Annotated in this window: 26 protein-coding genes and 1 tRNA gene; 15 read left to right on the top strand and 12 right to left on the bottom strand. The window is 61.5% G+C overall.

The genetic code is table 11. The features are described 5' to 3' along the window. Positions 1-253 precede the first annotated feature (253 nt). From AB8B02_RS21395 to AB8B02_RS21380, 4 genes are all read left to right on the top strand, one after another. A complete protein-coding gene (locus AB8B02_RS21395) occupies positions 254-787 on the top strand; it encodes a hypothetical protein (RefSeq protein ID WP_439065104.1) in 534 nt (177 codons plus the stop codon). Positions 788-1009: 222 nt separating this feature from the next. Further along, complete coding sequence (locus AB8B02_RS21390) at positions 1010-1618, top strand: hypothetical protein (protein ID WP_068730369.1); 609 nt, start codon at positions 1010-1012, stop codon at positions 1616-1618. 177 nt (positions 1619-1795) lie between these two features. After that, positions 1796-1999 (top strand): hypothetical protein, encoded by a 204-nt coding sequence (locus AB8B02_RS21385; protein WP_068729147.1) that lies wholly within the window; start codon positions 1796-1798, stop codon positions 1997-1999. Between the two features lie 105 nt (positions 2000-2104). Further along, positions 2105-2647: a methylated-DNA--[protein]-cysteine S-methyltransferase gene (locus tag AB8B02_RS21380; protein ID WP_439065103.1), complete on the top strand. Its 543-nt coding sequence runs from the start codon at positions 2105-2107 to the stop codon at positions 2645-2647. A gap of 79 nt (positions 2648-2726) precedes the next feature. Here AB8B02_RS21380 and AB8B02_RS21375 read toward each other — a convergent pair whose 3' ends face one another. The 3 genes from AB8B02_RS21375 to AB8B02_RS21365 all read right to left on the bottom strand — a co-directional run bounded on the left by AB8B02_RS21375 (position 2727) and on the right by AB8B02_RS21365 (position 5257). Beyond that, the gene (locus tag AB8B02_RS21375) at positions 2727-3344 is read right to left on the bottom strand and encodes a glutathione S-transferase family protein (RefSeq protein WP_439065102.1); all 618 of its coding nucleotides are present in this window, start codon (positions 3342-3344) and stop codon (positions 2727-2729) included. A 129-nt stretch (positions 3345-3473) separates the two neighbouring features. Then, positions 3474-4316 (bottom strand): fumarylacetoacetate hydrolase family protein, encoded by an 843-nt coding sequence (locus AB8B02_RS21370; RefSeq protein ID WP_439065101.1) that lies wholly within the window; start codon positions 4314-4316, stop codon positions 3474-3476. Between the two features lie 89 nt (positions 4317-4405). Further along, positions 4406-5257: an MBL fold metallo-hydrolase gene (locus AB8B02_RS21365; RefSeq protein ID WP_439065100.1), complete on the bottom strand. Its 852-nt coding sequence runs from the start codon at positions 5255-5257 to the stop codon at positions 4406-4408. Between the two features lie 130 nt (positions 5258-5387). Here AB8B02_RS21365 and AB8B02_RS21360 point away from each other — a divergent pair, with 130 nt between their 5' ends. After that, entirely contained in the window at positions 5388-5801 is a 414-nt protein-coding gene (locus AB8B02_RS21360; protein WP_439065099.1) for a DUF3775 domain-containing protein, read from the top strand. Between the two features lie 72 nt (positions 5802-5873). On the opposite strand, the gene AB8B02_RS21355 is transcribed toward AB8B02_RS21360, so the two are convergent. After that, on the bottom strand, positions 5874-6656 hold the full coding sequence (locus AB8B02_RS21355) for an SDR family oxidoreductase (RefSeq protein WP_175367646.1): 783 nt from the start codon (positions 6654-6656) through the stop codon (positions 5874-5876). 76 nt (positions 6657-6732) lie between these two features. Beyond that, positions 6733-7248 (bottom strand): CvpA family protein, encoded by a 516-nt coding sequence (locus AB8B02_RS21350; RefSeq protein ID WP_175367647.1) that lies wholly within the window; start codon positions 7246-7248, stop codon positions 6733-6735. A 111-nt stretch (positions 7249-7359) separates the two neighbouring features. Between AB8B02_RS21350 and AB8B02_RS21345 the strand changes: the two genes are divergently transcribed. Both AB8B02_RS21345 and AB8B02_RS21340 read left to right on the top strand, forming a co-directional pair. Next, positions 7360-8121 carry an SDR family NAD(P)-dependent oxidoreductase gene (locus AB8B02_RS21345; RefSeq protein ID WP_439065098.1) on the top strand — a complete coding sequence of 254 codons (762 nt, stop codon included), beginning with the start codon at positions 7360-7362 and terminating at the stop codon, positions 8119-8121. A gap of 283 nt (positions 8122-8404) precedes the next feature. After that, a tRNA-Met gene (locus tag AB8B02_RS21340) sits at positions 8405-8481 on the top strand. 138 nt (positions 8482-8619) lie between these two features. On the opposite strand, the gene AB8B02_RS21335 is transcribed toward AB8B02_RS21340, so the two are convergent. From AB8B02_RS21335 to AB8B02_RS21315, 5 genes are all read right to left on the bottom strand, one after another. After that, entirely contained in the window at positions 8620-10338 is a 1719-nt protein-coding gene (locus AB8B02_RS21335) for a protein kinase domain-containing protein (protein ID WP_439065097.1), read from the bottom strand. 71 nt (positions 10339-10409) lie between these two features. Next, positions 10410-11231: a formate/nitrite transporter family protein gene (locus AB8B02_RS21330; RefSeq protein WP_439065096.1), complete on the bottom strand. Its 822-nt coding sequence runs from the start codon at positions 11229-11231 to the stop codon at positions 10410-10412. A gap of 47 nt (positions 11232-11278) precedes the next feature. Continuing rightward, on the bottom strand, positions 11279-11623 hold the full coding sequence (nirD, locus tag AB8B02_RS21325) for a nitrite reductase small subunit NirD (protein ID WP_439065095.1): 345 nt from the start codon (positions 11621-11623) through the stop codon (positions 11279-11281). Positions 11624-11625: 2 nt separating this feature from the next. Then, positions 11626-14103 carry a nitrite reductase large subunit NirB gene (nirB, locus tag AB8B02_RS21320; protein ID WP_439065094.1) on the bottom strand — a complete coding sequence of 826 codons (2478 nt, stop codon included), beginning with the start codon at positions 14101-14103 and terminating at the stop codon, positions 11626-11628. A gap of 412 nt (positions 14104-14515) precedes the next feature. Next, positions 14516-16129, bottom strand: a complete 1614-nt coding sequence (locus AB8B02_RS21315) for a methyltransferase domain-containing protein (RefSeq protein ID WP_439065093.1) — start codon at positions 16127-16129, stop codon at positions 14516-14518. Positions 16130-16291: 162 nt separating this feature from the next. Between AB8B02_RS21315 and AB8B02_RS21310 the strand changes: the two genes are divergently transcribed. From AB8B02_RS21310 to AB8B02_RS21300, 3 genes are all read left to right on the top strand, one after another. Next, the gene (locus tag AB8B02_RS21310; protein ID WP_089265762.1) at positions 16292-16528 is read left to right on the top strand and encodes a ribbon-helix-helix domain-containing protein; all 237 of its coding nucleotides are present in this window, start codon (positions 16292-16294) and stop codon (positions 16526-16528) included. Between the two features lie 94 nt (positions 16529-16622). Then, a complete protein-coding gene (locus tag AB8B02_RS21305) occupies positions 16623-17879 on the top strand; it encodes an aminopeptidase (protein ID WP_439065092.1) in 1257 nt (418 codons plus the stop codon). 48 nt (positions 17880-17927) lie between these two features. Then, entirely contained in the window at positions 17928-18890 is a 963-nt protein-coding gene (locus AB8B02_RS21300; protein WP_115032928.1) for a GlxA family transcriptional regulator, read from the top strand. A gap of 3 nt (positions 18891-18893) precedes the next feature. Here the strand turns inward: AB8B02_RS21300 and AB8B02_RS21295 are convergent, their stop codons facing one another. Then, complete coding sequence (locus AB8B02_RS21295) at positions 18894-19556, bottom strand: XRE family transcriptional regulator (RefSeq protein WP_115032930.1); 663 nt, start codon at positions 19554-19556, stop codon at positions 18894-18896. Positions 19557-19690: 134 nt separating this feature from the next. Between AB8B02_RS21295 and AB8B02_RS21290 the strand changes: the two genes are divergently transcribed. The 5 genes from AB8B02_RS21290 to AB8B02_RS21270 all read left to right on the top strand — a co-directional run bounded on the left by AB8B02_RS21290 (position 19691) and on the right by AB8B02_RS21270 (position 25188). Beyond that, complete coding sequence (locus AB8B02_RS21290) at positions 19691-20584, top strand: class II glutamine amidotransferase (protein ID WP_231079106.1); 894 nt, start codon at positions 19691-19693, stop codon at positions 20582-20584. Next, complete coding sequence (locus tag AB8B02_RS21285; RefSeq protein WP_231079108.1) at positions 20584-21270, top strand: protein glxC; 687 nt, start codon at positions 20584-20586, stop codon at positions 21268-21270. Before AB8B02_RS21290 ends, AB8B02_RS21285 begins: the two co-directional genes overlap by 1 nt. Continuing rightward, on the top strand, positions 21270-22601 hold the full coding sequence (locus tag AB8B02_RS21280) for an FMN-binding glutamate synthase family protein (RefSeq protein WP_184512087.1): 1332 nt from the start codon (positions 21270-21272) through the stop codon (positions 22599-22601). The genes AB8B02_RS21285 and AB8B02_RS21280 overlap by 1 nt, the downstream gene beginning before the upstream one ends. A gap of 39 nt (positions 22602-22640) precedes the next feature. Continuing rightward, a complete protein-coding gene (gene glnT / locus AB8B02_RS21275) occupies positions 22641-23945 on the top strand; it encodes a type III glutamate--ammonia ligase (protein ID WP_439059887.1) in 1305 nt (434 codons plus the stop codon). A gap of 91 nt (positions 23946-24036) precedes the next feature. Next, on the top strand, positions 24037-25188 hold the full coding sequence (locus tag AB8B02_RS21270) for a DUF3095 domain-containing protein (protein ID WP_439065091.1): 1152 nt from the start codon (positions 24037-24039) through the stop codon (positions 25186-25188). 14 nt (positions 25189-25202) lie between these two features. Here AB8B02_RS21270 and AB8B02_RS21265 read toward each other — a convergent pair whose 3' ends face one another. Beyond that, positions 25203-25646 (bottom strand): DUF2147 domain-containing protein, encoded by a 444-nt coding sequence (locus tag AB8B02_RS21265; RefSeq protein WP_231079111.1) that lies wholly within the window; start codon positions 25644-25646, stop codon positions 25203-25205. Positions 25647-25771: the final 125 nt, after the last annotated feature.

Here is a 25771-nt window from a genome sequence, read left to right as displayed (position 1 = left end):
AAACGCCGCTTCCTTCGGGAGGCGGCGTTTTTTGTTGTCTGCACCCGCAGGCCAATCGGCGCAAACTCATCATCCCGGATCATCGTAACAGCGGCTCCAACGCCGATGCTCATCCAAAGAGCCGAGCGCCGAGAGAGCGCATGCGTGCGCAACTCAGGGGCGACAGACGCTGCTGCAGAATATTACCGTTGCCGCTGAACCTTTCTTTTTCAATGCGAGACTTAGTCAGGATATCTACCGATAGGAACTCGGCATGCATTTCGTTTTTCGTCCCGTTGTCGCGCTGACCCTGGTTGGTGCGACTTTTTGTTTTGCGATACCGGCCAGCCAGTTTGCGCAGGCATCGAAACTGGAAGCGTCCGCCGCCAAGCAGCTGGCTCTCAGTGAAAAGCAGGTGGTGGCGTTGCTCGCAGCGCAGAAAGATCTCGACGGCTTTGTCGCCACTCCCGGAACGAACGCAGCGGTCCTTGCCCAGATCGATGGTGTCGCCAAGAAGCATGGTTTTGCAAATTACGCCGAGTATACGATCCTGTTCGACAATATCGGTCTCGCAATGGCGGGCATCGATCCGAAGACGAAGACCTATGTGGGGCCGGTTGCCGTGATCAAGCAGAAGATCGCCACCGTTCAGGCGGACAAGAGCCTCTCAGCCGAAGACAGGAAGGAGGCGATCGACGATCTTAATGCCAAAATGGCGTCGCCACCGCCAGCTGTTGAAAACAAGGGCAATATCGATCTCGCGATCAAGTATTACGATAAGCTCGCCGTCGCGCTGAAGGACGACTGATCGTCGGAATGGCGGCCTGCGTTGTTGGTCATGCATGCACCATAAGCGGGTAATGGGCGGAAGATCGGCAACCGAGCAGCCGGGGAAGGGACGACGGGCCGCTGCGATCATTCAGCCACGATTCAGCTGCAGCATTCCATCCTCTGCCAACCGGGCTCGTTGAACCGGTTTCGCTCCGCGATCGACTTTCCCTGGTCGCTCCAATTTGCCGAGGAGATCTTCATGCGTTCCATCCTTCGCCCCGTCATCGCCGCCCTGACCATCGCGGGCCTTGCGACGATTCCCGTCACTGGCGCCGCATATGCGCAGGCGCAGAAACAGCCCGCCGCAAAACAGACGCCGCCCACACCGGCACCCACCGCAGCTCCCGCGCAAAATGCGCCGGCGCCAAAGCAGATTGCGCTGACCGACAAGCAGATCGAGCAGGTGCTGGCCGCGCAGAAGGATCTTGATGCGGTGACCGCCAAGCTGCCACAGCAGGCACCTGACAAGCCGGATCCCAAAGTGGTCGCGCAGCTCGATGACGTCGCCAAGAAAAACGGCTTCGCGAACTACGGCGACTACAACGACGTCGTCGAAAACATCATGCTGGTGCTGGGTGGCTTCGATCCGCAGACCAAGAAATATGTCGGCCCCGAAGTGGTGTTCAAGCAGCAGATCGCGGCCGTGCAGGCCGACAAGAAAATGCCGGCCAAGGACAAGAAGGCCGCGCTCGCCGATCTCAACGCCGCGCTCAAATCGCCGCCGCCAGCAGTCGAGAACAAGGGCAATATCGACCTCGTCGGCAAATATTACGACAAGCTGGCCGCAGCGATGCAGAACGACGAGTAAGTCCGCCATTGCCATCGCACGGCTTGGACTTCTGAAGATCGGGGCCGCAGTGCGGTCCCGATTGTCGTTGGAGGCCTGGCCAGCGCTACGAAATAACGCCTTGGCGTGCTCCGAATTGTTGTCTAAGCCCTCGTTATTCCGGCTTTCACGAGCCTTTCACTGACGCGGGAGACCGACATGTCGAATCCGAAAGAAGTTCCCGCCCTCCCGCTGAAGGGCTACAGCCTGTTGGACTTCCAGCCCGATCCGACCGTGGTCGGCATCTCCTTCGACACCGAGGCGGGTGTGTTCATGTTCGTGGCCACCAAGGAAATCCTCGACATGCTCGGCCAGGCTTTTATCCACAAGGCCGCCTCAATGCCATCGCGCGAGCAGAGCTGAGACAAAGCTGTTCGCCGCTCCGGAATCGGGTGGCGAATGGCTGAAGATCGTCGCAAACTCCGGACCTCACCACATCGGATGCTGATGCGATCGATGGAGGCTCATATGACCGACGTTCAGTTCACTCTCTTCGACACCGCCATCGGCCGTTGCGGCATCGCATGGGCCGATCGTGGCATCGTTGCTGTGCAATTGCCGCAGCCGGACGAAAAACAGACCCGTGTGCGCATCAAGCAGCGCCATGCGGAGGTCGTCGAAGCCGCACCGCCGCCGGCGATACAGGCCGCCATCGACGGTATCGTCGAACTGATGACCGGCAAGCCGGTCAATCTTCTCGATATCGATCTCGATCTCACCGACGTCCCCGAATTCAATCGCAACGTCTATGCGATTGCCCGCCAGATCCCGCCGGGCGCAACGCTGACTTATGGCGATATCGCCAAGAAGCTCGGCGGTGTCGAACTGTCACGCAATGTCGGGCAGGCGATGGGGCAAAATCCGTGTCCGGTGATCGTGCCGTGTCACCGGGTGCTGGCTGCCGGCGGTAAGCCGGGCGGATTTTCGGCCAATGGCGGCGTCGAGACCAAGCTCAAGATGCTCGCCATCGAGGGCGCGTATGTGAATCACACGCCCTCGCTGTTCGATTAGACCTGCCGCAAGATTACCGCAGGCCTGACGCAGGATTTTCGCAAGCTGAGGTGAAATTGCGTCAGGCCGCTTTTCGACCTTAACCCTTGGGCGGAACGGAGATCTTGACCGATTCCCGCTGCAGCATCTTGTTGTGGAAAGCGTCGAGTTTCGGGAACGCCTTGTGCCATCCGCAATCCGGGAAGCGGAAGTCGGCATAACCGAGCACGCAGACGAGCGCGATCTGCGCCGCATCCAGCGGACGCGTCAGAATGTCCGGATGGTTTTCGAAACGCGTGAGGCCCTGCCAGGCGCGATCCCACTGATCGTCATACCAAGCCTGCCACAGAAACTCTTTCGGGCGCACGCCGACCTCGTAGCGGCAGAGCAGCATCGCATCCGTCATGCCCTGCAGCATCGAATGCTCGCTCTTCACTTTCCAGCGCACCGGACCCGCGGCCGGGATCAGCTTGTTGCCGCCGGCGAGCTCGTCGAGATATTCGGTGATGACGTAGGAGTCGACGATGACATTGCCATCGTCGAGGATTAGCGCCGGCAATTTTCTGACCGGGCTGATGTCATGGGAATAGGTCTCGTTTTTCTGCGTCGGCGCGACCGAAGCCGCCACCAGTTCGATCTTGTCGATCAGCCCGAGTTCGATCGCTGCGATGCGCACCTTGCGTGCGAAGGGCGAGCCCGGTGAAAAAGTCAGCTTCATTTTTGGTCCTTTACTCAGTTCTATTGGTCGTCATTGCGAGCGCAGCGAAGCAATCCAGTCCTTGCTTTGTGGCCTTCTGGATTGCTTCGTCGCTTTCGCTCCTCGCAATGACGAGGAGAGTGATAGGCCTTAAGCCGCAACCACTTTCTGTTTCTGCTCGCCGAGCTTCTCGATGCCGAGCGTCATGACGTCGCCGACTTCGAGGAATTTCGGCGGCTTCATGCCGAGGCCGACGCCGGGCGGCGTGCCCGTGGTGATGATGTCGCCGGGCATCAGCGTCATCATGCCGGACAGATACGACACGATCTGCGGCACATTGAAGATCATGGTCGCGGTCGAGCCGGTCTGGCAGCGCTTGCCATTGACGTCGAGATACATGCTGAGCTTGTGCACGTCGCCGACTTCATCTGATGTCACCAGCCACGGGCCGAGCGGGCCGAACGTGTCGTGCGACTTGCCCTTGGTCCACTGGCCGCCGCGCTCGATCTGGAAGAAGCGCTCGGAAACGTCATTGCAGACGCTGTAGCCGGCGACATGCTTCAGCGCATCGGCTTCGGTCACATATTTGGCTTTGGTGCCGATGATGATGGCGAGCTCGACTTCCCAGTCGAGCTTGGTCGAGCCGCGGGGCTTTTCCACATCGTCATTGGGGCCGCACAGGCTGTTGAGCGCCTTCATGAAGACAATGGGCTCCGATGGAATCGGCATGCCGGATTCCGCAGCGTGGTCGGCATAGTTCAGGCCAATGGCGATGAATTTCGGCTTGCCGCCAACGGGCGAGCCAATGCGCGGCGAGCCGCTTACGGCAGGCAGCGACGCCGGGTCGAGCGCAGCGAGCTTGGCAAGATTGGCAGGTGCGAACGCATCGTCAGCCAGATCCTTCACCTGGCCGGAGAGGTCGCGCAGCTTGCCGTCCTTGTCGATCAGTCCCGGCTTTTCGCTGCCGAACGCGCCGTATCTTACGAGTTTCATTGTCGTCTCCCTTGGGGCTTGCCTGAAAGGTTGTGGAACAGGGCGCGGGGAAATTCAACCGCGCGACAGAAAGGTCAGAGCCGCAAAAATCAGTGCTGCAGCGCGGCAAATCTGAAAGCATCGCCCTCGCGCATGATGTGGCCGGCACCGAAGTGACCGCCGATCACCAGTGTCGGCGTATCCGCAAAACGCGAGAACAATGCGCGCCGCGATACGGCGGATTGCAGGGGATCGGCATCCGCCGTGGACGACCAGTCGAGATGCGCCATCTGCACCGGATGATGTGCGGCGTCGCCGGTCAGCAGCGCTTCCTCGCCCGCGGATTTGATATGCACGCTCATATGGCCGGGGCTGTGGCCCGGTGTCGGGATCAGCGTGACCTCGTCCGAGAGTTGCGCATCGCTGGCAACGAGATCCATCAGCCCGGCATCGGCGATCGGCTTTACGGAATCGTTGAACACGGCGAGATGCGACGCCGTATCGCTATGCGCCGCCCAGTAGTTGTATTCGTGCTGCCCGAACACATAGCGTGCATTCGGGAATGTCGGCGTCCATTGGCCAGCGACCAGTTTTGTGTTCCAGCCGACATGATCGACATGCAGATGCGTGCACAGCACCGTGTCGATACTGTCCGGCGCGAAGCCCGCCGCCGTCATGTTTTCGAGGAACGGCGTGTGCAGATTATTCCAGGTCGGCACCGAACGGCCCTGCTTGTCGTTGCCGAGACACGTATCGACTATGATCCTTTGCGTCGGCGTTTCCACCACCAGCGCATGGATCGACATTTTCAGCCGGCCTTCAGGAGTTGCAAATTCCGGCATCAGCCACGGCAGCGCATGGACCTCATCGGGGCCGACCTGCGGGAGAATGAAGCGTGTGCTGCCAATCGTCTCGCCTTCGATGATCTGCGTGATCCTGACTTTGCCGACCGTCCATTGCATCAGGCGTTCACCCCATTGTTCTTTTTAGGGCTGGAAAGATGCGGGTTTCCGGCGTGGCGCGCAATGGATCATCTCGCGGGGCTGCGCGTTGTCAGAGTGGAACACCGGGCCCTGCAGCGAGGAGCGTGCGATGCCAGAACTAGCGATTTCATCCGAGAAAGTGGGCTTCCTGATCGAGAAGGCCCGGCAGTTCGATGCCAAGGATATCGCCTCGGATCCCGATTCCGGCTCCAATGGCGCGGACGACGACATGACCGATGTGTTGGAGGACAATGGCGAGGATCCCGTGGCGCGGGAGATCGCAGGCTTCATCAGCGCGCTCACCGAGGACGAGCAGATCGATCTCGTCGCCCTGATGCGGTTGGGCCGCGGCGACGCTACCATCGATGAATGGAGTGACTTGCGCCGCGAGGCCGCAGAGGGCCGCAACGGGCGCACAGCGCGCTATCTGCTCGGCGAGCCATTGCTCGGCGATCTCCTCGCCGAAGGCCTGGAAGAATTCGGCGTCGATTGGTCGAGCGAACGCACCACACCTGTCCACTGATAACGTAACCCAAAAGAAAAGGCGATCGGCCGTGCAGCCGATCGCCTTTTTGCGTCTTGAGATGCTGCCGACTTACATCGTGCCGGGGAAGGCGCCGCCGTCGAGCACGATGTTCTGGCCGGTGATAAAGCCGGACTTCGAACTGCACAGCCAGGCGCAGGCCTGACCGAATTCATCGGGATGACCGAACCGGCCCGACGGATTTTCGGCGGCGCGCTTGGCCAGGATCTCGTCGACCGAAAGACCTGTGGCCTTGACCTGTCCGGCGGCGACGCCCTTCAGGCGGTCGGTGTAGAACGGGCCTGGCAGCAGGCCGTTGATGGTGACGTTCGCACGTACCGTCTTGCGCGACAGGCCGGCGATGAAGCCGGTGAGGCCGCTGCGTGCGCCGTTGGACAGGCCGAGCACATCGATCGGCGCCTTCACGGCGGCCGAGGTGATGTTGACGATGCGGCCGAACTTGCGCTCCATCATGCCGTCCACCGTCGCCTTGATCAGTTCGATCGGGGTCAGCATGTTGGCGTCGATGGCCTTGATCCAGTCGTCGCGGGTCCAGTTGCGGAAATCGCCGGGCGGCGGGCCGCCGGCATTGTTGATGAGGATGTCGATCTGGCCGGCTGCCTTCAGCGCAGCTTCGCGGCCTTCGACCGTGGTGATGTCACCGACGACTTCAGTGACCTCGACGCCGGGATAGGCCTTGCGGATATCGGCAGCGGCTGCAGCCAGCACGTCGCCGCCGCGTGCAGTCATCGTGACATGCACGCCTTCTGCGGCCAGCGCTTCGGCGCAGCCACGGCCGAGGCCCTTGCTGGATGCGCAGACAAGCGCGCGGCGGCCTTTGATTCCAAGATCCACGATGTCACTCCTGAAGTTCGATAATCCGAGGGCCGCGTTATAGCGGTTCCGGTGGGGTCTGATAAGGGCGCTCCCGTCAGAGCCGGTGCGCGCGTTTCCATTGCTCGATGGTGGCCGTCACGTCCGGCGGCAGCGATTTGACGCCCTTCTGCCCGGCCAGCGACAGCAGGGGCCGCAGCTGTGAGCCGGTCATATAGGCTGGCTGCCTGTCGGCCGGCACCAACTGGTCGAAGATCAGCACCAGCGTCACCGCGATCAGGCCGACGCGAATGGCGCCGAGCAAAGCGCCGCCGAGCCGGTCGCCGATGCCGATCTCGTGGCCGATCACGTCGTTAATTGCCATGCGCAGCAGCGAGCCGAGTACGATGCCTGACACGAGAAAGATCGCGAAGAACAGCAGTGAATTTTGCGTGGTCGAAGCGGCGGCGGCGCCGGACAGTTGCGGCGCGATCAGCCCGGTGATCCAGACGGCGATCGGCATGGCCAGCAGATAGCCCAGGATGGTCACGGCGCTGCGCAAGAGGCCGGCGCGGAAGCCGATGACCATGGCGACGATCAGGCCGACATAAACGACGACATCGAAACTGTTCATCGCGGCTTCGTCCCCATGCGGCAATTCCGCGTCAAAGAAATCGGCGGAGCGCGCCGGTTTGCGATCGCGGCAAGGCCGGGTATCACTAGGGCAAAATCAAAGGGAAATGCCATGTCCGGGATATTCGACGTCAGTAAAGAAACCATCCTCATCACCGGAGCCTCGCAGGGCCTCGGCCGACAATTTGCGCGCGTGCTGTCCGCGCATGGTGCAGCTGTGGTGCTCGCAGCGCGGCAAATGGGCAAGCTAGAGAGCCTGCAGAAGGAAATCACGGACAAGGGGGGCCGCGCTGTCGCGGTGTCGATGGACGTCACAGACAATGCCTCGATCGCAAACGCGTTCGATGCCGCTGAAGCTGCGCTCGGGCCGGTCCGCGTGCTGATCAACAATGCCGGCATCGCGGTGGAGAAGATGGCCATCGATCAGACTGAGGCGGATTGGGACGCGGTCATCGGGGCCAATCTCAAGGGCGCCTATTTCGCGGCGACCGAAGCCGCGCGCCGCATGATCGCGCATAAAGTGGAGGGCAATATCGTCAATATCGCTTCGGTCCTCGGATTCGGGCTGACCAAGGCGGTGTCGCCTTATGCGATCTCCAAGGCGGGCATCGTGCAGGCGACCAGGGCACTGGCGCTGGAACTCGCCGCGCACCGCATTCGCGTCAATGCGCTGGCGCCGGGCTATATCGATACCGACATCAACCACGCCGCGTGGGACACGCCCGTGGGCGAGAAGCTGATCAAGCGCATCGCGCAGCGCCGGGTCGGTCATGAGAGCGACCTCGACGGTGCCATCCTGCTGCTGGCCTCGCAGGCCTCGCGTTACATGACCGGCAGTACCGTGACCGTGGATGGCGGCTTTTTGCTGAATTAGGCCGCCAGAGCCCGTCCAGCGGGCCTGAAACGCCGGTTTCGGCGGTTGCATCCGGGCCGCGCCGGGTTGTGCCGAAACAGGGCAGACAGGCGTTTTCCCGGACCGTCATAAAAGCGCAAAAAGATCGCCGCTGCCCCTTTCCAAAGCAGGCAGGCATTGGTACATACCCCTCGCACCGAGGGCTTTGCCCCGGTTGCCTTCTCAGGAAGCCTCCGGACTGGGATCGATCGACGCCTTGGCGTTGGCCGACTTCGTTTCGTCTCTGGTTTTCCGAAAGGTTTGGCGCGGGGTGGAGCAGCCCGGTAGCTCGTCAGGCTCATAACCTGAAGGTCATAGGTTCAAATCCTATCCCCGCAACCAAACATCTAATTGATATTTCAGTAAAAACGAAAAGCCGCCCTCTGGGCGGCTTTTCGTTTTTACGCCGTGGCGACGGATGCCTTTCAGGGAAAGAATGTGAGGTTTCCGCAGTGATGCAGGCGCCAACTGGCGATGCCGTTAGCGCCTCGACAGCAATACGATGACAGTTATAGCGAGCAGCAACGACAGGCCCTTCCAGACCATGTTCGGATTGCGCTCCAGGAGAGGCACGGTCGACGGATTGAGAAACTCCGCCTTCGGATTGCGCAGGTCGTAAACATATTCGGAGAGTTCGTCGTAGCGCTTCGCCGGGTCGGCGTGCACGGCCTTACGCAACACGCCGTCGATCCATTCCGGAATATCGCTGGCATTGTTGAGCAGCGATCGATAACGCAGCTTGCGGTGCTGCGCGGCGTTCGTCGCCTTCGCGACCTCCGCTCCGTAAGGCAGCGTCCCGGACAGCATCTGATAGGTGAGGGTCCCAAGCGCATAGAGGTCGGATTGCGATGTGGCGCGCTTGCCGAAAAACAACTCGGGTGCGGTGTATTGCGGCGTGCCGAGAATGTCGCTGTGCTTGCCGGGTGAATCAGCTTCGGCGACGCCGTTGACGCGGGTCGAACCGAAATCGATGATCTTCACCGTGCCCGTCTTGTCGATCATGATGTTGTCTGGCCGAATGTCCTGATGGATCATCTCCATCCGATGGAACGCCTGCAAGCCGCGTGCTATCTGCTCGATGATGCCGCGCACGGTTTCCAAATCCGGCTTCGGATTGTCGAGCATCCACTGCTTCAGCGTCTGGCCTTCGATGAATTCGGCGACGATGTAGAGGTAGTTGCGCTTGCGCGACTGTCGGCACGGCTTCAGCACATGCGCGCTGTCGATCCGCCGCGCCACCCATTCCTCGATCATGAACCGCTTGAGATAGACCGGGTCGTCGCGCAGATCGATTGACGGAATCTTGATGACAACCTGTTCGCCGCTCTCCACATCGACTGCGAGATAGATGTGGCTGCGGCTGCTGCCGTGCAGTTCGCGTACGATCCTGTAGCCGTCGAACGCCATGCGGGCTTCAAGCAGCGGTGGCAGCGGCAATTGCGACATCAGAATGTCGCTGGCCTCGCCGTCCGGCGCCGCATCGATCCGTACGATCTGTACGGTGAGGTTGTCCGGGCTGTTCTGTGCATAGGCCTCGTCGACGATCGACTTCGCGGCGGCGTCGAGATCGTCGGCGTGATCGGCGATCGCCGAAGTGATGAAGCGCGCCCCGACGAAATCATAGACTCCGTCGGTGGCGAGGACGTAGACATCTCCGGCATCGATCTGCAGGGCTTGATAGTCGATCTCGATTTGCGGATTTATCCCAAGCGCGCGAGCGAGGTAGCTCTGCTCGGCCGAGATCACGACGCGGTGGTCGGTGGTGAGTTGCTCGAGTGCGCGGTCCGATACGCGATAGATGCGGGAATCGCCGACATGAAAGATGTGCGCTGCGCGGGCGCGTATCACCATTGCACTCAGCGTGCAGACATAGCCGCGATCCTTGTCGTAATGGTAGCGGCCGCGCTGCGTCTGAGATTGCAGCCATGAATTGGTTGCAGCGATGACGCGCTGTGCCGATGTCTTCACCGACCAGGATTCAGAGGTGCAGTAATAGTCGGTGAGAAACGACTTGACCGCAGATTCGCTGGCTTCGCCGCTGACCGCGCTGCTGCTGATGCCGTCGGCGATGACGACGGCAATGCCTTTGAGGCTCAACAGCGGCTCGGTCGGAATCAGGGCGCCGTGGAAATCCTGATTGGTGTCCTTGCGGCCCCTGTCCGAATGCTGGCCGATCGAAATCGTCAATTCACGCGGCATGGGTCACGCTAATAAAATGACGCCCCAACTGGAGAAGCCGGGGCGTCGTGTTGCGAGGATTGCGGATCAGCCTAGTGGGCGAGACTAGCAGTGCGCTTCGGGCCTGTCTTGATGTGTGTGGCATACAGCGTCAGGCCGGTAAAGGTCAGGCCGCCAATGAGGTTGCCGAGCACGGTCGGAATCTCGTTCCAGATGATGTAATCCATGATCGTGAACTTGCCGCCGAGCATCAGGCCGGCAGGGAACAGGAACATGTTGACGATCGAATGCTCGAACGTCATCGCGAAGAAGACCATGACCGGCATCCACATCGCGATGACTTTGCCGCTGACGGTCGTTGAGATCATCGCGCCGACCACGCCGGTTGAGACCATCCAGTTGCAGAGCATGCCGCGGATGAACAGCGTCAGCATGCCGGCTGCGCCATACTGCGCATAGCCGAGCGTGCGGCCTTCGCCGATATGGCCGATCACCTGACCCACCTTGTCCGGCGGCGTCGAGAAACCGAAGGTGAACACGATTGACATCATGATGGCGACGATGATCGCACCCATGAAGTTGCCGATGAAGACGAGCCCCCAATTGCGCAGCACGCCGCCGACAGTGACGCCGGGGCGCTTGTCAAGCAATGCCAGAGGCGTCAGCACGAAGACACCAGTGAGCAGGTCGAAGCCGAGCAGATAGAGCATACAAAAGCCGACCGGGAAGAGGATCGCGCCGATGATCGGATAGCCTGTTTGCACCGTGACGGTGACGGCAAACACCGCGGCGAGTGCCAGGATAGCGCCGGCCATGAAGGCGCGGATGATGGTGTCGCGCGTGGACATGAAAATCTTGGATTCGCCGGCATCCACCATTTTGGTCACGAATTCTGAAGGGACGAGATAGGCCATTACTTGAAAACTTTCTTTGGAGCGGGGTCGGTTGATGTGGCGTGCACCTATGGGGCGGCGGCGACGCTCATGTTGAGATAGATGCGGCCGTTCTCGAGTTTGACCGGGAAGCTGCGCGCGCAGCCTTTGTCAGCGCCCGAGGCTTCGCCATCATCGAGGTTGATGATCCAGTTGTGCAGTGGGCAGGCGACCTTGCGACCGTGTACGATGCCTTCACTAAGCGGACCGCCCTTGTGCGGGCAGCGATTTTCCAGCGCGAACACCTCGTCGCTGGCGGTGCGGAATACCGCGATCTCGCGCCGCGGAGTCTTCACCGTGCGCGCGCCGCGTTGCGGGATCGCGCGCAGTGGGCCGACGTCGAACCAGAAGTCGTTGGATGGGGCCATTGTCATGTTCATTCTGCCGGGACGGCTATAATCGAGTTGAGTGTTGCAAGCGGCGTAAATTCATGCTGTTCGCGGCCGGCGGCGCGTTCGGCCCAGGGATCCTTGCGGACCGCGCGCTGTGATTTCTCGAAGCGCGCCAGCAGCGCGCGACGGTTGTCGGCATCATCCATGATCGCCGCACGTACCTTGTCGAGGCCGGCGTTTTCGACCCACTTCCAGACGCGTTCGAGATAGCCCGCTTCCTCGCGGTACATCTGCATGAAGGCAGCGATGTATTCGATCGCCTCGTCCTCCGTATCGACATGGCCAAGCAGATCGGTCTGGCGGACATGCAGGCCCGCCGCACCGGCGATGTGGATGTCGTAGCCGGATTCGACGCAGATCACGCCGATGTCCTTCACCGTGGATTCCGCGCAGTTCCGCGGGCAGCCGGAGACGCCGAGCTTTACCTTCGCAGGCGCCCATGAGCCGCACATGAAGCGCTCGAGTTTGACGCCGAGACCGGTCGAGTCCTGTGTGCCGAAGCGGCACCATTCGGAGCCGACGCAGGTCTTCACCGTACGTAGGCCCTTGGCATAGGCTGCGCCGGAGACGAGGCCCGCACTGTTGAGCTGCGCCCACACGGCAGGCAGGTCTTCCTTGCGTACGCCCAGCAGATCGATGCGCTGGCCGCCGGTGACTTTCACCGTCGGAATCTTGAAGCGGTCGGCGACGTCGGCGATGGCGCGCAATTCGTCAGGAGTGGTCAGGCCGCCCCACATGCGCGGCACAACGGAGAAGGTGCCGTCCTTCTGGATGTTGGCGTGGACGCGCTCGTTGATGTAGCGCGACTGCGCATCGTCGGCATACTCGCCCGGCCACGCGCAGAGCAGGTAATAATTCAGCGCGGGGCGGCAGGACGGACAACCGCAGGAGGTTTTCCACGCCAGTTCCTGCATCACGGCCGGAACGGACTTCAACTCCTTCGAGAGGATGAAGCCACGGACTTCGCTATGGGTGAGGTCAGTGCATTTGCACATCGGCTTGCGGCCGGCGGCGGAGTAGTTGTCGCCAAGCGTGGCCGCGAGCAGCGATTCCACCTTCGCCGTGCACTGGCCGCAGGACGCTGATGCCTTGGTGCGGGCGCGCACATCGTCGAGGGTGGTGAGGCCGTGGGCGGCGATCGCCTGGGTGATTGCGCCCTTGCACACGCCGTTGCAGCCGCAGATTTCGGCATCGTCCGACAACGCTGCAACAGCAGCGACCGGATCGAGTGCGACGCCGCCCTGATAGGCCTGGCCGAGGATCAGAGCGTTGCGCATGGCGCCGATATCGACGTTCTTTTTGAGCAGGTCGAAATACCACGAGCCGTCGGCCGTATCGCCATAGAGCACCGCGCCGATGATGCGGTCGTCGCGCAAGACGACACGCTTGTAGATGCCGCGGGCAGGATCGCGTAGCACGATCTCATCCTTGACGTCGCCTTCGGCGAAATCGCCGGCCGAGAACAGGTCTACGCCGGTGACTTTCAGCTTGGTCGAGGTGGTCGAACCGATATAGCCGTCAACGGTCTCCCCGGCGAGGGTCGCCGCGAGGGTCTTCGCCATGTCATACAGGGGCGCGACAAGGCCGTAGCACTGGCCGCGATGCTCGACGCACTCGCCGACCGCATAGATGTTGTCGTCGCTGGTTCGTAGATGGTCGTTCACGACGATGCCGCGCTTGACGTTGAGGTCGGCGAGCTTGGCGAGTGCGGTGTTCGGGCGGATGCCGACCGCCATCACGACGAGATCGGCCGGTAGGGTCCGACCATCGTCGAGCCGGACTGACTCGACACATGTGTCACCGAGGATGGCTGCTGTGTTGGCTCCGGTCAGCACCTCGATGCCGCGCGCCTCGATCGCCTTTTGCAACAGATAAGCGGCATTGGGATCGAGTTGGCGCTCCATCAGTGTTGGCATCAGATGGACAACGGTTGTTGTCATGCCGCGCATGGCCAGACCGGCTGCGGCCTCGAGGCCGAGCAAGCCGCCGCCGATGACGACAGCGTGGCCGCCCTTACCGGCTGCATCGAGCATCAAGTTGACGTCGTCGAGATCGCGATAGGTGACGACGCCGGGCAGCTCCGCGCCGGGTACTGGAATAAGAATCGGCTTCGAGCCGGTTGCGATAATCAGCGTGTCATAAGCTTCGACCGCGCCGGACTGTGTGGTGACGGTTTTCGCAACGCGATCGATCGCGACGACGAGTTCGCCGCGCCTGAGATCAACCTTGTTGGTCGCGTACCACTCATCGGTGTGGATCAGAATGTCGTCATATGCCTTCTCGCCGGAGAGCACCGGCGACAGCATGATGCGGTCGTAATTAACACGCGGCTCCGCGCCGAACACCACTACGTCGTAGCGGTCTGGTGCACGTGCGAACAGCTCGTCCATGACGCGGCCGGCGGCCATGCCGTTGCCGAGGATGACGAGCTTCAGCTTCTTTGCATTCGGTTGATCGAGCATGTGCAAACCTGTTTGGACCGCTGTCGATCGGAAACAGGAACTCGCACACCAAACCCGGTAGGGATGGAGTCACGATGACCGCTTCGCACCTGACAATCAGGAAGCGAGCTGTGTCCCTGCGCTTGAAACCAGCAGCGGTTTCAGCATCCGGCGGACGGCGGTCATCATTGACGTAGATGTTATTAGCAAATGGCGTGCCAACGTACCTGTCGTCTAACATTCTGATTTTTCGACTATTTCTAAATGAGCTCGGCTGTCGCAGATCAGTCGTGCCATTAAAACGAGCGGCATTACTGATTTCCTAGGCAGGTGATTAAATCTTGTGCGGTGCGCTTCAGGTTCGAGGTGGCTCCCGATCTGTGCAGACAACAGGTTCGAAGGCGGACGCGCGCTTGGCGAAGATCTCGTCAATTTATTGGTGGTTTGTTGCGGTGGTGAGCTGGCCGTTCTCGGTGCTCGGCCGGGCACGGCGACGCAGCACATAAAGCGTGCCGAGGGCGGGGCGCCCTGCTTCGAGGCGCAGCTCGGAATTCTCCTTGCATACGATTTCGAAGTCCTTCGCGGCGCAGGTTTCGAAATATGTCTCGCTATGGGCGAACCTGCCTGACGAGAGCAGCGTGAAGTCGCCGTGACCCGCGCCCTCGATGCTTGCTGCGAAGAAGCCGCCCGGAGGGAGCGCGCACGCAATCAGGCCGATGAGTTCGTCCAGCCGGCCGAGATAGATCAGAAGATCGGCAGCGAAGACGAGGTCGAAGCTGCGCGGGCTGTCCGCGAGATAGCTCACGACATCGGCCTTGATAAGGTCGTGATAGGCGTTCCGCCGTGTTGCGATGGCGAGCATCTTCTCCGACAGGTCGATGCCGGTCAGTCGCGCGCCGAACCGCCCGAGTGGCTCTGCAGCCAACCCCGTTCCGCAGCCGAGATCCAGAATGGTCGCAAGTGTCGGTCGGCAGGACGCAATCATATCGGCGAGTTGCTGCGGCACCTTGTAGCCAAGAATGTCCACAAGCTTGCTGTCGAAGCCCTCGGCGAATTCGTTGAAATGCGCCTCCACATAGGCTGCCGGTGCGCGATCATGTGTCTGTCCACCGACGGCATCCAGCAAGTAGCGCTGCACGGGATCGTCCGGCTGGCCTTCCAGTCGCAGTCGTCCGACCGTGGCAGCGGCTTCATGCATGCCATAGGCGCTGAACAACGCGAATGCGGTGCGCAAGACCTCATCCAATGGCTCGGTCTCCTGTCCCGCAAGTGTCGGGTAGCGGGTGATTGCGCCCTGAATGTCGCCGTCCAGCATCGAAGCAAAGGTACGCGCGCGGGCGTAGAGACGCAGCGTCACGCCTTCCAGCGGCACAAATCCGTTTGCGATCGTCAAGGCATCGGCGCTCTCGCAAAACCGGCCGGCCATGTAGAAGGCCTGTCCGAGGCAAAGATGCGTGACCGCGTCGATGCCGCCCCAGGATAGTGCGTATTGCAGATGCATGATCGCCTGCTCGGGACGGCGGGAGCCGAGATACAGCACGCCCAGGCCGAGATGAGCGTCGCCAAGCGAGGCATCGCCCGACAGAGCGCGCAGATAGGCCGCTTCAGCATCATCGATACGCTGCAGCCGGTAGGCGAGGCTCGCATATTGCAGCCATGTCGTCGCGTGGTCCGGATCGATGGCGAGCGCGCGCAACGCACTTGCTTCCGCCAGTTCGTCGCGACCGCTCAATTGATAGTCCGTCGCGAGCTCACGCCAGGCGGTGACGTCCGTCGGCATCAGTGCAAGTGCAGCAAGAAGCGCGTCGATAGCGACGTTATGCTGGCCATGGTTGCGGTTGATCGTTGCAAACTGCCGCAGCGCAGAACATGCATTGTCGGAATGCTCCATCAGCAGCGCGAAGACGGCGTGCTCCTTCATCCAGCGATCGATCTGATCAGCGGCGTGCTGGGCATCGGGGAGTTCAGGCGTGGCGGAATTCATCGGGACGATCGGGAGTTTGATCCAGAGGCGTGCGCGATGCTGCTTCTGCCCAATGCGCGCCACGAAGGCAACGTATCGATAGTTCCGTAGAGGTTGTGTCGTGATCGAGAGGTTGTGTGTGAGTACTCGTCTAAGGTTGGATGATCTGATCTGTTGCCGCAGGTTTCAATCCGTATAAGCTGGCTGAAAAGAAACCGATCACTGGGTGGAAATGGAGAAGGCGCGGTGAAATCACCCGTCGTAAAGCGATCGATCGTCGTCGCCGGACACAAGACAAGCGTCAGCCTCGAAGAGGCGTTCTGGACGGCGCTGAAGGAGATCGCCGGCATGCGCCGGATCACGATGTCGCAGCTCGTCGGCGAGATCGACAAGAACCGACAGCAGAACAACCTGTCCTCGGCGATCAGGCTTTACGCGCTGGCCCATTACCAGGCCCTCGTCCCGCAGTCCGGGCTGTCGTAGGCGTCCGGTAAGCCCTGCGGCGGACCGGCTGGCGGCAAGGCGCATCTGCGCCTACATTCGGTCCAGCTACGTTCACACCAGTTAGGGCCTCTGCATGACCGTTCACCAGCGCAATTTGTCCACCCCTATTGATCCCGTGAAGCTCGACCGTCTGGCCGAGGTCGCCGTGAAAGTCGGGCTGCAACTGGCGCCGGGGCAGGATCTGCTGCTGACCGGCCCCGCCGCGGCGCTGCCGCTGGTGCGCAAGATCGCTGAACATGCCTACAAGGCCGGCGCCGGATTGGTGACGCCGTTCTTCTCCGATGAAGAGATGACGCTGGCGCGCTACCGCTACGGTCACGATGTGAGCTTCGATCGCGCCGCCGGCTGGCTCTATGAGGGCATGGCCAAAGCGCTCGGCAACAACACGGCGCGCCTCGCCATCGTTGGCGACAATCCGATGCTGCTGTCGAACGAAGATCCCGCCAAGGTCTCGCGCGCCAGCAAGGCGAATTCCATCGCCTATCAGCCGGCGCTGCAGAAGATCGCCGGCTTCGACATCAACTGGAATATCATCGCTTATCCGACGTTGTCGTGGGCCAAGCAGGTGTTTCCTGGCGATGAGGACGACGTTGCCGTGCAGAAGCTTGCGGATGCGATCTTCGCGGCGTCGCGCGTCGACAATGCCGATCCCATCGCCGCCTGGGCCAAGCACAATGCGGCGTTGCGTAGCCGCACCGAATGGCTGAACGCGCAGCGCTTCCACGCGTTGCATTTCACCGGGCCGGGCACCGATCTCGTGGTGGGTCTTGCAGATGGTCATGAATGGGAAGGCGGCGCATCGACGGCCAAGAACGGCATCATCTGCAACGCCAATATCCCGACCGAGGAAGTCTTCACCACACCGCATGCCGCGCGTGTCGACGGCCATGTCCGCTCGACCAAGCCGCTATCCTATCAAGGCACGCTGATCGACGACATCGCGGTGCGCTTCGAGGGCGGCAAGATCGTCGAGGCCAAGGCCTCACGCGGCGAGGAAGTGCTCAACAAGGTGCTCGACACCGACGAAGGCTCGCGTCGGCTCGGTGAAGTGGCGCTGGTGCCGCATTCGTCGCCGATCTCGGCGAGTGGCCTCTTGTTCTACAACACGCTGTTCGACGAGAATGCCGCCTGCCATATCGCGCTCGGCCAGTGCTATTCGAAGTGCTTCGTCAATGGCGGCGATCTCACGCCCGAGCAGATCGCGGCGCAGGGCGGCAACAAGAGCTTCATCCATATCGACTGGATGATCGGCTCCGGCGAGATTGACATCGACGGTGCCCACGCCGACGGCCGTCGCGTGCCGGTGTTCCGTAAGGGCGAGTGGGCGTAACGCTGCAGCTATGATCTGAACGGGCGCGGAAACTGAGTCTTCAAATCTATGGCCCAGCCCCACCGCGTCGGCTTTCTTCTGATCGACGGCTTCGCGCTGATGTCCTTCGCCTCGGCGATCGAACCGCTGCGCGCCGCCAATGTGCTAGCCGGCAAGAAACTGTATCAGTGGCTGCAGATCTCGACCGGCGCCGACGCGATTCTGGCGTCGAACGGATTGTCGGTGGCGTCCGATCACACCATTGCCGACAGCGTGCGTTACGACACGGTGCTGGTTTGTGCCGGCGGCAATCCCGCTGGTTTCGATGATGCCAAGACGCTGGCGTGGCTACGTCGCCTCGCGCGCTCGGGCTGCGCCATCGGCGGCGTCTCCGGTGGGCCGTTCATTCTGGCCAAGGCCGGCATACTCGATGGCGTTCGCTGCACGATCCATTGGGAGCATCTCGATGCATTCATCGAGGCCTTTCCCGAGATCGAGCCGACGCGTACGCTGTTCGAGATCGATAGCAACCGGCTCACCTGCGCCGGTGGTGTCGCCGCGCTCGACATGATGCATGCCATCATCCGCCGCGATCACGGCCAGGCACTGGCAGCGAAAGTCAGTGACTGGTTTCTGCAAACCGCCGTGCGTCTCGGCGACGACAGCCAGCGCATTTCATTGCGCGAGCGCCTCGGCACCAGCAATCGCGCCGTGCTCTCGGCGATCACCGTGATGGAACGGCGTCTGGCCAGCCCTGCGCCGCGCGACGAGCTGGCAAAAACGGCCGGCGTGTCCGTGCGCCAGCTCGAGCGGCTGTTCACCGCACATCTCGGCGTAACCATTGAGCAGCATTACCTGACCCTGCGCCTCGGGAAAGCTCGTGCACTGCTGCAGCAGACCAGTATGCCGGTGGTCGAGGTCTCGGCCGAATGCGGCTTCGCCAGCGCCAGCCATTTCGCACGGATGTATCGGCGGGCCTTCGATGTGCCACCGTCGCAGGACCGGATGTCGGGGAAGAGCAAGGCGAAGTGAGGCCTAGCTCCGCCGCGGATAAATAATCACAGACAGATACGTCATAGGCGCCTTCACCAGTTCTTCCGGGCCGTGCCGCGCGGCTGCGTCGAAGAACAGCGTGTCGCCGGGCTCCATCAGATAGGTCTGATCGGCGTGGCGATAACGCACCTTGCCGGTCAGCATGTAGATCATCTCGACGCCGGCATGGCGGAAGTTGCTATAGGCCTCGGCATCCTCGTTCAGCGTGATCAGATAGGGCTCGACGCCGAGCTCGCCGTGGATCGACTGGCCAAGCAGTTGATAGTGATGGCCGGACTTGGTGCCGCGTCGCTCGATCTTGACGCCCGTACCGGCTTTCACGAAAGAGCAATCGCGCTCTTCCTCAGTCTCGCGAAAGAATCTGGAGATCGGAACGTTGAGCGCTTTTGAGAGTGCATTCAGCGTGCCCAGTGATGCGGAGATGCTGCCGGTCTCGATCTTTGACAGCATGCCGGTCGAGATGCCCGCCGATGTGCTGAGCTCGGCCACCGTCAGCTCCAGCTCCTTGCGGAGCTGCCGCACTTCATTGCCGATCTTGGATTCCAGCGAGCCACCGACTTCCAGCGGCGCGTTCGAACCGGTGCGCAGCTCCTCCAGCTTTGAGCGCGCGGGCGATGATTTCGTTGTCTTCGGTTTCGCTTTCACGATGGCGTTTCCTGCAGCGTTGATTTCCCGACAATAGCAATATTTCTTGTCAGGAAAACTATTTTCTCTGTGGTTGACATGGCGGTTTTGTTTCGGGCAAGGTCCACGCGCATTCAACGAGCGAGACGCGAGCCATGTGCGGCATTGCCGGTCTGTTTCTGAAAGATCAAAAGCTGGCCCCCGAATTAGGCGGGTTGCTCTCCGGCATGCTGGAAGCGCTGAGCGATCGCGGCCCTGACTCTGCAGGCTTTGCTGTTTATGGCGACGGCGATGCCGGACAGATCAAGCTGACGCTGCGCGCTGCGCCGTCGTTCGATTTTGCTGAACTGATGGCATCGCTTGGTAAAATCGCCGGCGCACCGATTTCGTATCAGGTGCACGATACCCACGCCGTCATCAGCGTTCCCACCGATCGCGAGGCTGCTGTCGCATCTGTGCTCCTCGGCATGAAAGACGTCGACATGGTTGCGCGCGGCAAGCGCATGGCTGTGTTCAAGGAAGTCGGTCTGCCCGCTGACGTGGCCAAGCGCTTCGGTCTGAACGCGATGGCCGGCACCCATGCCGTCGGCCACACCCGCATGGCGACTGAGTCCGCAGTGACCACCAATGGCGCGCACCCCTTCACCACGGGCACGGACCAGTGCCTCGTGCATAACGGTTCGTTGTCGAACCACAATGACGTTCGCCGCGAGTTGATCCGCCAGGGCATGACGTTCCGCACCGAAAATGATTCCGAGGTCGCCGCCGGCTATATCTCATCGCAAATGGCCGCCGGTGCTTCGCTGCAGGATGCGATGACGTCGTCGCTGTCCGCGCTCGATGGCTTCTACACATTCGTCATCGGCACCGAGACCGGCTTCGGCGTGCTGCGCGATCCCATTGCCTGCAAGCCAGCCGTGATGGCCGAGACCGATCGCTGGGTCGCCTTCGGCACCGAATATCGTGCGCTGGTCGATCTGCCGGGCATCGACGTCGCCAAGGTCTGGGAGCCCGAACCCGCCAAAGTTTATTTGTGGGAGCGGCACTGATGCCTTCGGTTGATCTTGCGTCCTCGCCGCTGCGCGAACTCAACAGCGCGCTGCATGCGCTGACTGATAACACCAACGCGACGCACTGGACCGTCAGCAATCCGCGCGGCCAGCACAATATCGCGGTCGGTCTCGATTTTCCGGTCGAGATCGAGATCGACGGTCACGTCGGCTATTACTGCGCCGGTATGAACAAGCAGGCGCGCGTCACCGTGCGCGGCAATGCCGGGCAGGGTGTCGCCGAAAACATGATGTCGGGCCGCGTGCACGTCACCGGCGATGCCTCGCAGGCGGCGGGCGCCAGCGGCAATGGCGGCCTGCTCGTGATCGACGGTAATGCCTCGGCGCGCTGCGGCATCTCGATGAAGGGCATCGATATCGTCGTGAAGGGCTCGGTCGGCCATCTCTCGGCCTTCATGGCGCAGGCCGGAAAACTCGTGGTGCTCGGCGATGCCGGCGAAGCGCTCGGCGATTCCATCTATGAGGCGCAGCTCTTCGTGCGCGGAACGGTCACGAGCCTCGGCGCCGATTGCATCGAGAAGCCGTTGAATGACGAACACAAAGTCGAGCTGAAGAAGCTGCTCGATGAGGCCGGCGTCGAGGGCGTCAGACCGGACGAGTTCAAACGCTATGGCTCCGCGCGAAAGCTCTATCACTTCCACATCGACAACGTCGGGTCCTACTGATGAGCGCGCAAGACCGCTGGATCCATACGCCGCCGCGCAAGTCCGCGACCTTCGATGATGCCGCGATCGCGGAAATCCGTCGTGCTGCCGCGACCGGCATCTATGACATTCGCGGCGCCGGCGCCAAGCGCAAGCTGCCGCATTTCGACGACCTGCTGTTTCTTGGCGCCTCGATCAGCCGCTATCCGCTGGAGGGCTACCGCGAGAAATGCGCCACCGATGTCGTCATCGGCGCGCGCTTCGCCAAGAAGCCGATCCATCTGAAGATTCCGATCACCATCGCCGGCATGAGCTTCGGTGCGCTGTCCGGCCCTGCCAAGGAAGCACTCGGCCGCGGCGCATCGGCGGTGGGCACGTCGACGACCACGGGCGACGGCGGCATGACCCCGGAAGAACGTGGTCATTCCGATCTGCTGGTCTATCAGGTGCTGCCGTCGCGTTACGGCATGAATCCGGACGACCTGCGTAAGGCCGATGCAATTGAAGTCGTGGTCGGGCAGGGTGCCAAGCCCGGTGGCGGCGGCATGTTGCTCGGCCAGAAGATTACCGAGCGCGTCGCCGGCATGCGCCGTTTGCCGGTGGGAATCGACCAGCGTTCGGCGTGCCGGCATCCGGACTGGACCGGGCCCGACGATCTCGAAATCAAGATCCAGGAACTGCGCGAGATCACCGACTGGAATATCCCCATTTACGTGAAGGTCGGTGCCTCACGCCCGTATTACGATATCGCGCTCGCTGTGAAATCCGGCGCCGATGCCATCGTGCTCGACGGCATGCAGGGCGGGACGGCTGCGACGCAGGACGTCTTCATCGAGAATGTCGGCCTGCCCACCATGTGCGCGATCCCGCCGGCGGTAAAGGCGCTGCAGGACTTGGGCATGCATCGCAAGGTGCAGCTCATCGTGTCCGGTGGCATCCGCAATGGAGCTGACGTGGCCAAGTGTCTCGCGCTCGGCGCGGATGCGGTGGCGATCGGCACGGCTGCATTGATCGCGCTCGGTGATAACGACCCCGCACTGGAAGCCGAATATCAGAAGCTCGGCACTACGGCCGGCGCCTATGACGACTGGCACGAGGGCCGCGATCCCGCGGGCATCACAACGCAGGATCCTTTGCTGGCCGCGCGGCTCAATCCCGTGATCGCCGGCCGCAAGCTCGCAAACTATCTTTCCGTGATGACGCTGGAAGCGCAGACCATCGCACGCGCCTGCGGCAAGAGCCACGTCCACAATCTCGAACCGGAAGATCTGGTGGCGCTGACAATGGAGTCGGCGGCCATGGCGAGGGTCCCTCTCGCGGGGACGAACTGGATTCCCGGCAGCAATATCTAACGAGCCATTATGGCTGGATGACCTTCGGAGCGCGTGTCAATGACGACCTGGACCGAACTAGCCAAACAGCACGATCTCAAATATTTCCTGATTGCCTTTGTCGATCTGTTCGGCGGCATGCGCGCCAAGCTGGTGCCGGCCACGGCCATGGACGGCGTGGCAAAGTCCGGCGCTGGCTTTGCCGGTTTCGCGGCCTGGTTCGATATGACGCCGGCCGATCCCGACGTGCTCGTGATGCCGGATATGGATACGCTGACGCTGCTGCCATGGAAGCCCGGCGTCGCCTGGGTCACGGGGGATCTCTATATGGGCGGCAAGCCCGTGGCGCAGAATCCACGTCAGGTGCTGAAAGGCCTCATTGCGAAGGCGGCGGAGCAGGGTGTCGAACTCAAGACCGGCGTCGAATGCGAGTACTTCCTGATCTCGCCGGACGGTACCGCGATCTCCGATCCCGCCGATCAGCAGGCCAAGCCGTGCTACGACCAGCAGGCACTGATGCGGCGCTACGAGATCGTCGCTGAAATCTGCGACGCGATGATCTCGCTCGGCTGGAAGCCCTATCAAAACGACCATGAAGACGCCAACGGCCAGTTCGAGATGAACTGGGAGTTCGACACCGCGCTGAAGACCGCCGATCGTCACGCGTTCTTCAAGTTCATGGTCAAGTCGATCGCCGAGAAGCACGGCTACAAGGCGACCTTCATGCCGAAGCCGTTTGCCAATCTCACTGGCAACGGCTGCCACGTCCATGCGTCGCTTTGGTCGACCAAGGATGGCTCCAACGTATTTGAAGATGAGGCCGGTGAACTCGGCCTGTCGAAGACCGCCTATCACTTCATCGGCGGCCTCGTTCATTCGGCCGAAGCGGTTTGCGCCATCACCAATCCCACGGTGAATTCCTACAAGCGCATCAATGCGCCGCGCACGCTCTCCGGCGCGACGTGGTCGCCGAATACGGTGACCTACGGCGGCAACAACCGGACGCATATGATCCGCATTCCCGATGCTGGTCGTTTTGAATTCCGTCTGCCCGACGGCGCGGTCAATCCGTATCTGCTGCCTGCGGCGCTGTTGGCCGCCGGCCTCGACGGCATGGCCAACAGCCGCGATCCCGGCCCGCGCCTCGACATCAATATGTATACGGAAGGCGCGAAGGCGCCGAAGGCAAAGCAGCTGCCGCTGAACCTGCTCGATGCATTGCGCGCGCTCGAAGCGTCCGCGGTGTTGAAGGATCAACTCGGCGAGGTCGTGGTCGGATCGTATCTCAAGCTCAAACACAGCGACTGGAATGAGCACTGCCGTCAGCTCACCGAATGGGAGCGGCAGACGACTTTGGATTGCTGATACCGCACGTTCGTCGAAATTGCGTGCTATGAGTCCTGACTTGGGAGCGTCATTGGGTTGACGCAACGTTGTCGCAGGATCATTTCGCACCATGACGACCGGCGTCAGCGCGTTTTACGACGGCATTTCAATATTTTACGGTTTCGACCGGGTGATGGACCCGGCTTTGTACATGCCGCTGCCGGATGACTGGATCATCGGCGTCGCCGATATCGTCGAATCCACCAAGGCCATCGCCGAACAGCGCTACAAGGCCGTCAACATGGCCGGCGCTGCCGTCATTGCTGCCGTGACCAACGCGTTGGACGGCCGCGAATTCCCCTTCGTGTTCGGCGGCGATGGCGCGAGCTTCGCAGTCTCGCCGGACGATCTCGATCGCGCCCGCGGGGCATTGGCGGCAACGGCCACCTGGGTGAAGCACGATCTCGATCTCGCGATGCGCGTGGCCCTGGTGCCGATCAAAGACATCCGCGCGCAGGGGCTGGATGTGCGCGTGGCGCGCTTTGGTCCATCGAAGAATGTGTCCTATGCGATGTTTTCCGGTGGCGGATTGGGCTGGGCAGAGGCCGCGATGAAGCGCGGCGAATTCGCGGTGACGCCGGCACCTGTCGGAACCTATCCCGATCTCTCCGGGCTCTCATGTCGCTTCGAGGAAATTCCATCGGCACATGGTTTGATTCTGTCGGTGTTGGTGACGGCTGCAGCGGGAGCCGACCCATCCGCATTTCGTCGCGTTATCGAAGACATCATCGCACTGGTCGAACGCAGTCCTAATGCGGGCCGTCCCGTGCCTGCCGGCGGCCCAGCGCTGAGGTGGCCGCCTGCGGGTCTCGGCTACGAAATCCGAGCTGGCCGCGGCGCGAAATCGCTGTCGCGCTTTCGTATCTGGGTGACGACGCGAACGCTGTTCGTTTTTGTGTTGATGCGTTTTGGCATTAGCGTCGGCGGCTTCGTGCCGAAGACCTATGTGCAGCAGTTGGTCGAGAACTCGGATTTCCGCAAATATGACGACAGCCTGCGCATGATTCTGGATTGCACGCCCGATCTCGAACGCGCGCTGGAGCAGCGTCTTGTTGCGGCGGGCTCGGAAGGAACGGTGCGCTATGGTCTGCACCGCCAGGATGCTGCGATGATGACGTGTTTCACACCGTCAGCCATCCGCAGCGATCACGTACATTTCATTGACGGCGCGCGCGGTGGCTATGCCTCGGCGGCCACCGCATTGAAGGCTATGTCAGTTTGAAAGAGATCGCCTGATCAGCGGCCGACGCGGGTCCAGTTTTCGCCGCCGCAGAATGCGCCGACGCAGCCTTCGACCTTCAGCGTGTTAGGGCCGACCAGCGCCACGTTGCTGGTATAGATCTTCCCGTCATCGGCATTGTAGATCCGGCCCGACCACGTGTTCGCTCCGGTTGGGCGCATATCGTAGAACAAGTGAATGCCGATCATCGAGCGCTTGGCTAGCGAGGGATCGGGATTCTTGTCGTCGATCGGCGGCTTGCCGGTCTGCGGATCGATCTTGTCGCGCAGCGAGACGACGGTGCCGCACAGGATGGTGCCGCATTTGCTGACCCGCACCTGCGCATCGCCGGCCTGGGTCTGCCAGACACCCGTTGCTTCGCCGCCCGATTGGGCTTGCGCAGCGGAGCCTGCGAACACTGCACCCAGCAATGCGATCATAACAGTGAATCTGGCGGCCATGCGTGTCTCCTCGGATCAGGCGGTCTGCATAACAAGAAATGGGATTTGTGCAATGCCGCGGCGATGCGTTTGAGACTACTCAGCGTCTCAAATGATCATGATCGATTCGATTTGACGCAGCTTGC

This window comes from Tardiphaga sp. 862_B3_N4_1, from assembly GCF_051811085.1.
Classification (GTDB): Bacteria; Pseudomonadota; Alphaproteobacteria; order Rhizobiales; family Xanthobacteraceae; genus Tardiphaga; species Tardiphaga robiniae.
This window is presented reverse-complemented; position numbering and strand designations above follow the sequence as displayed.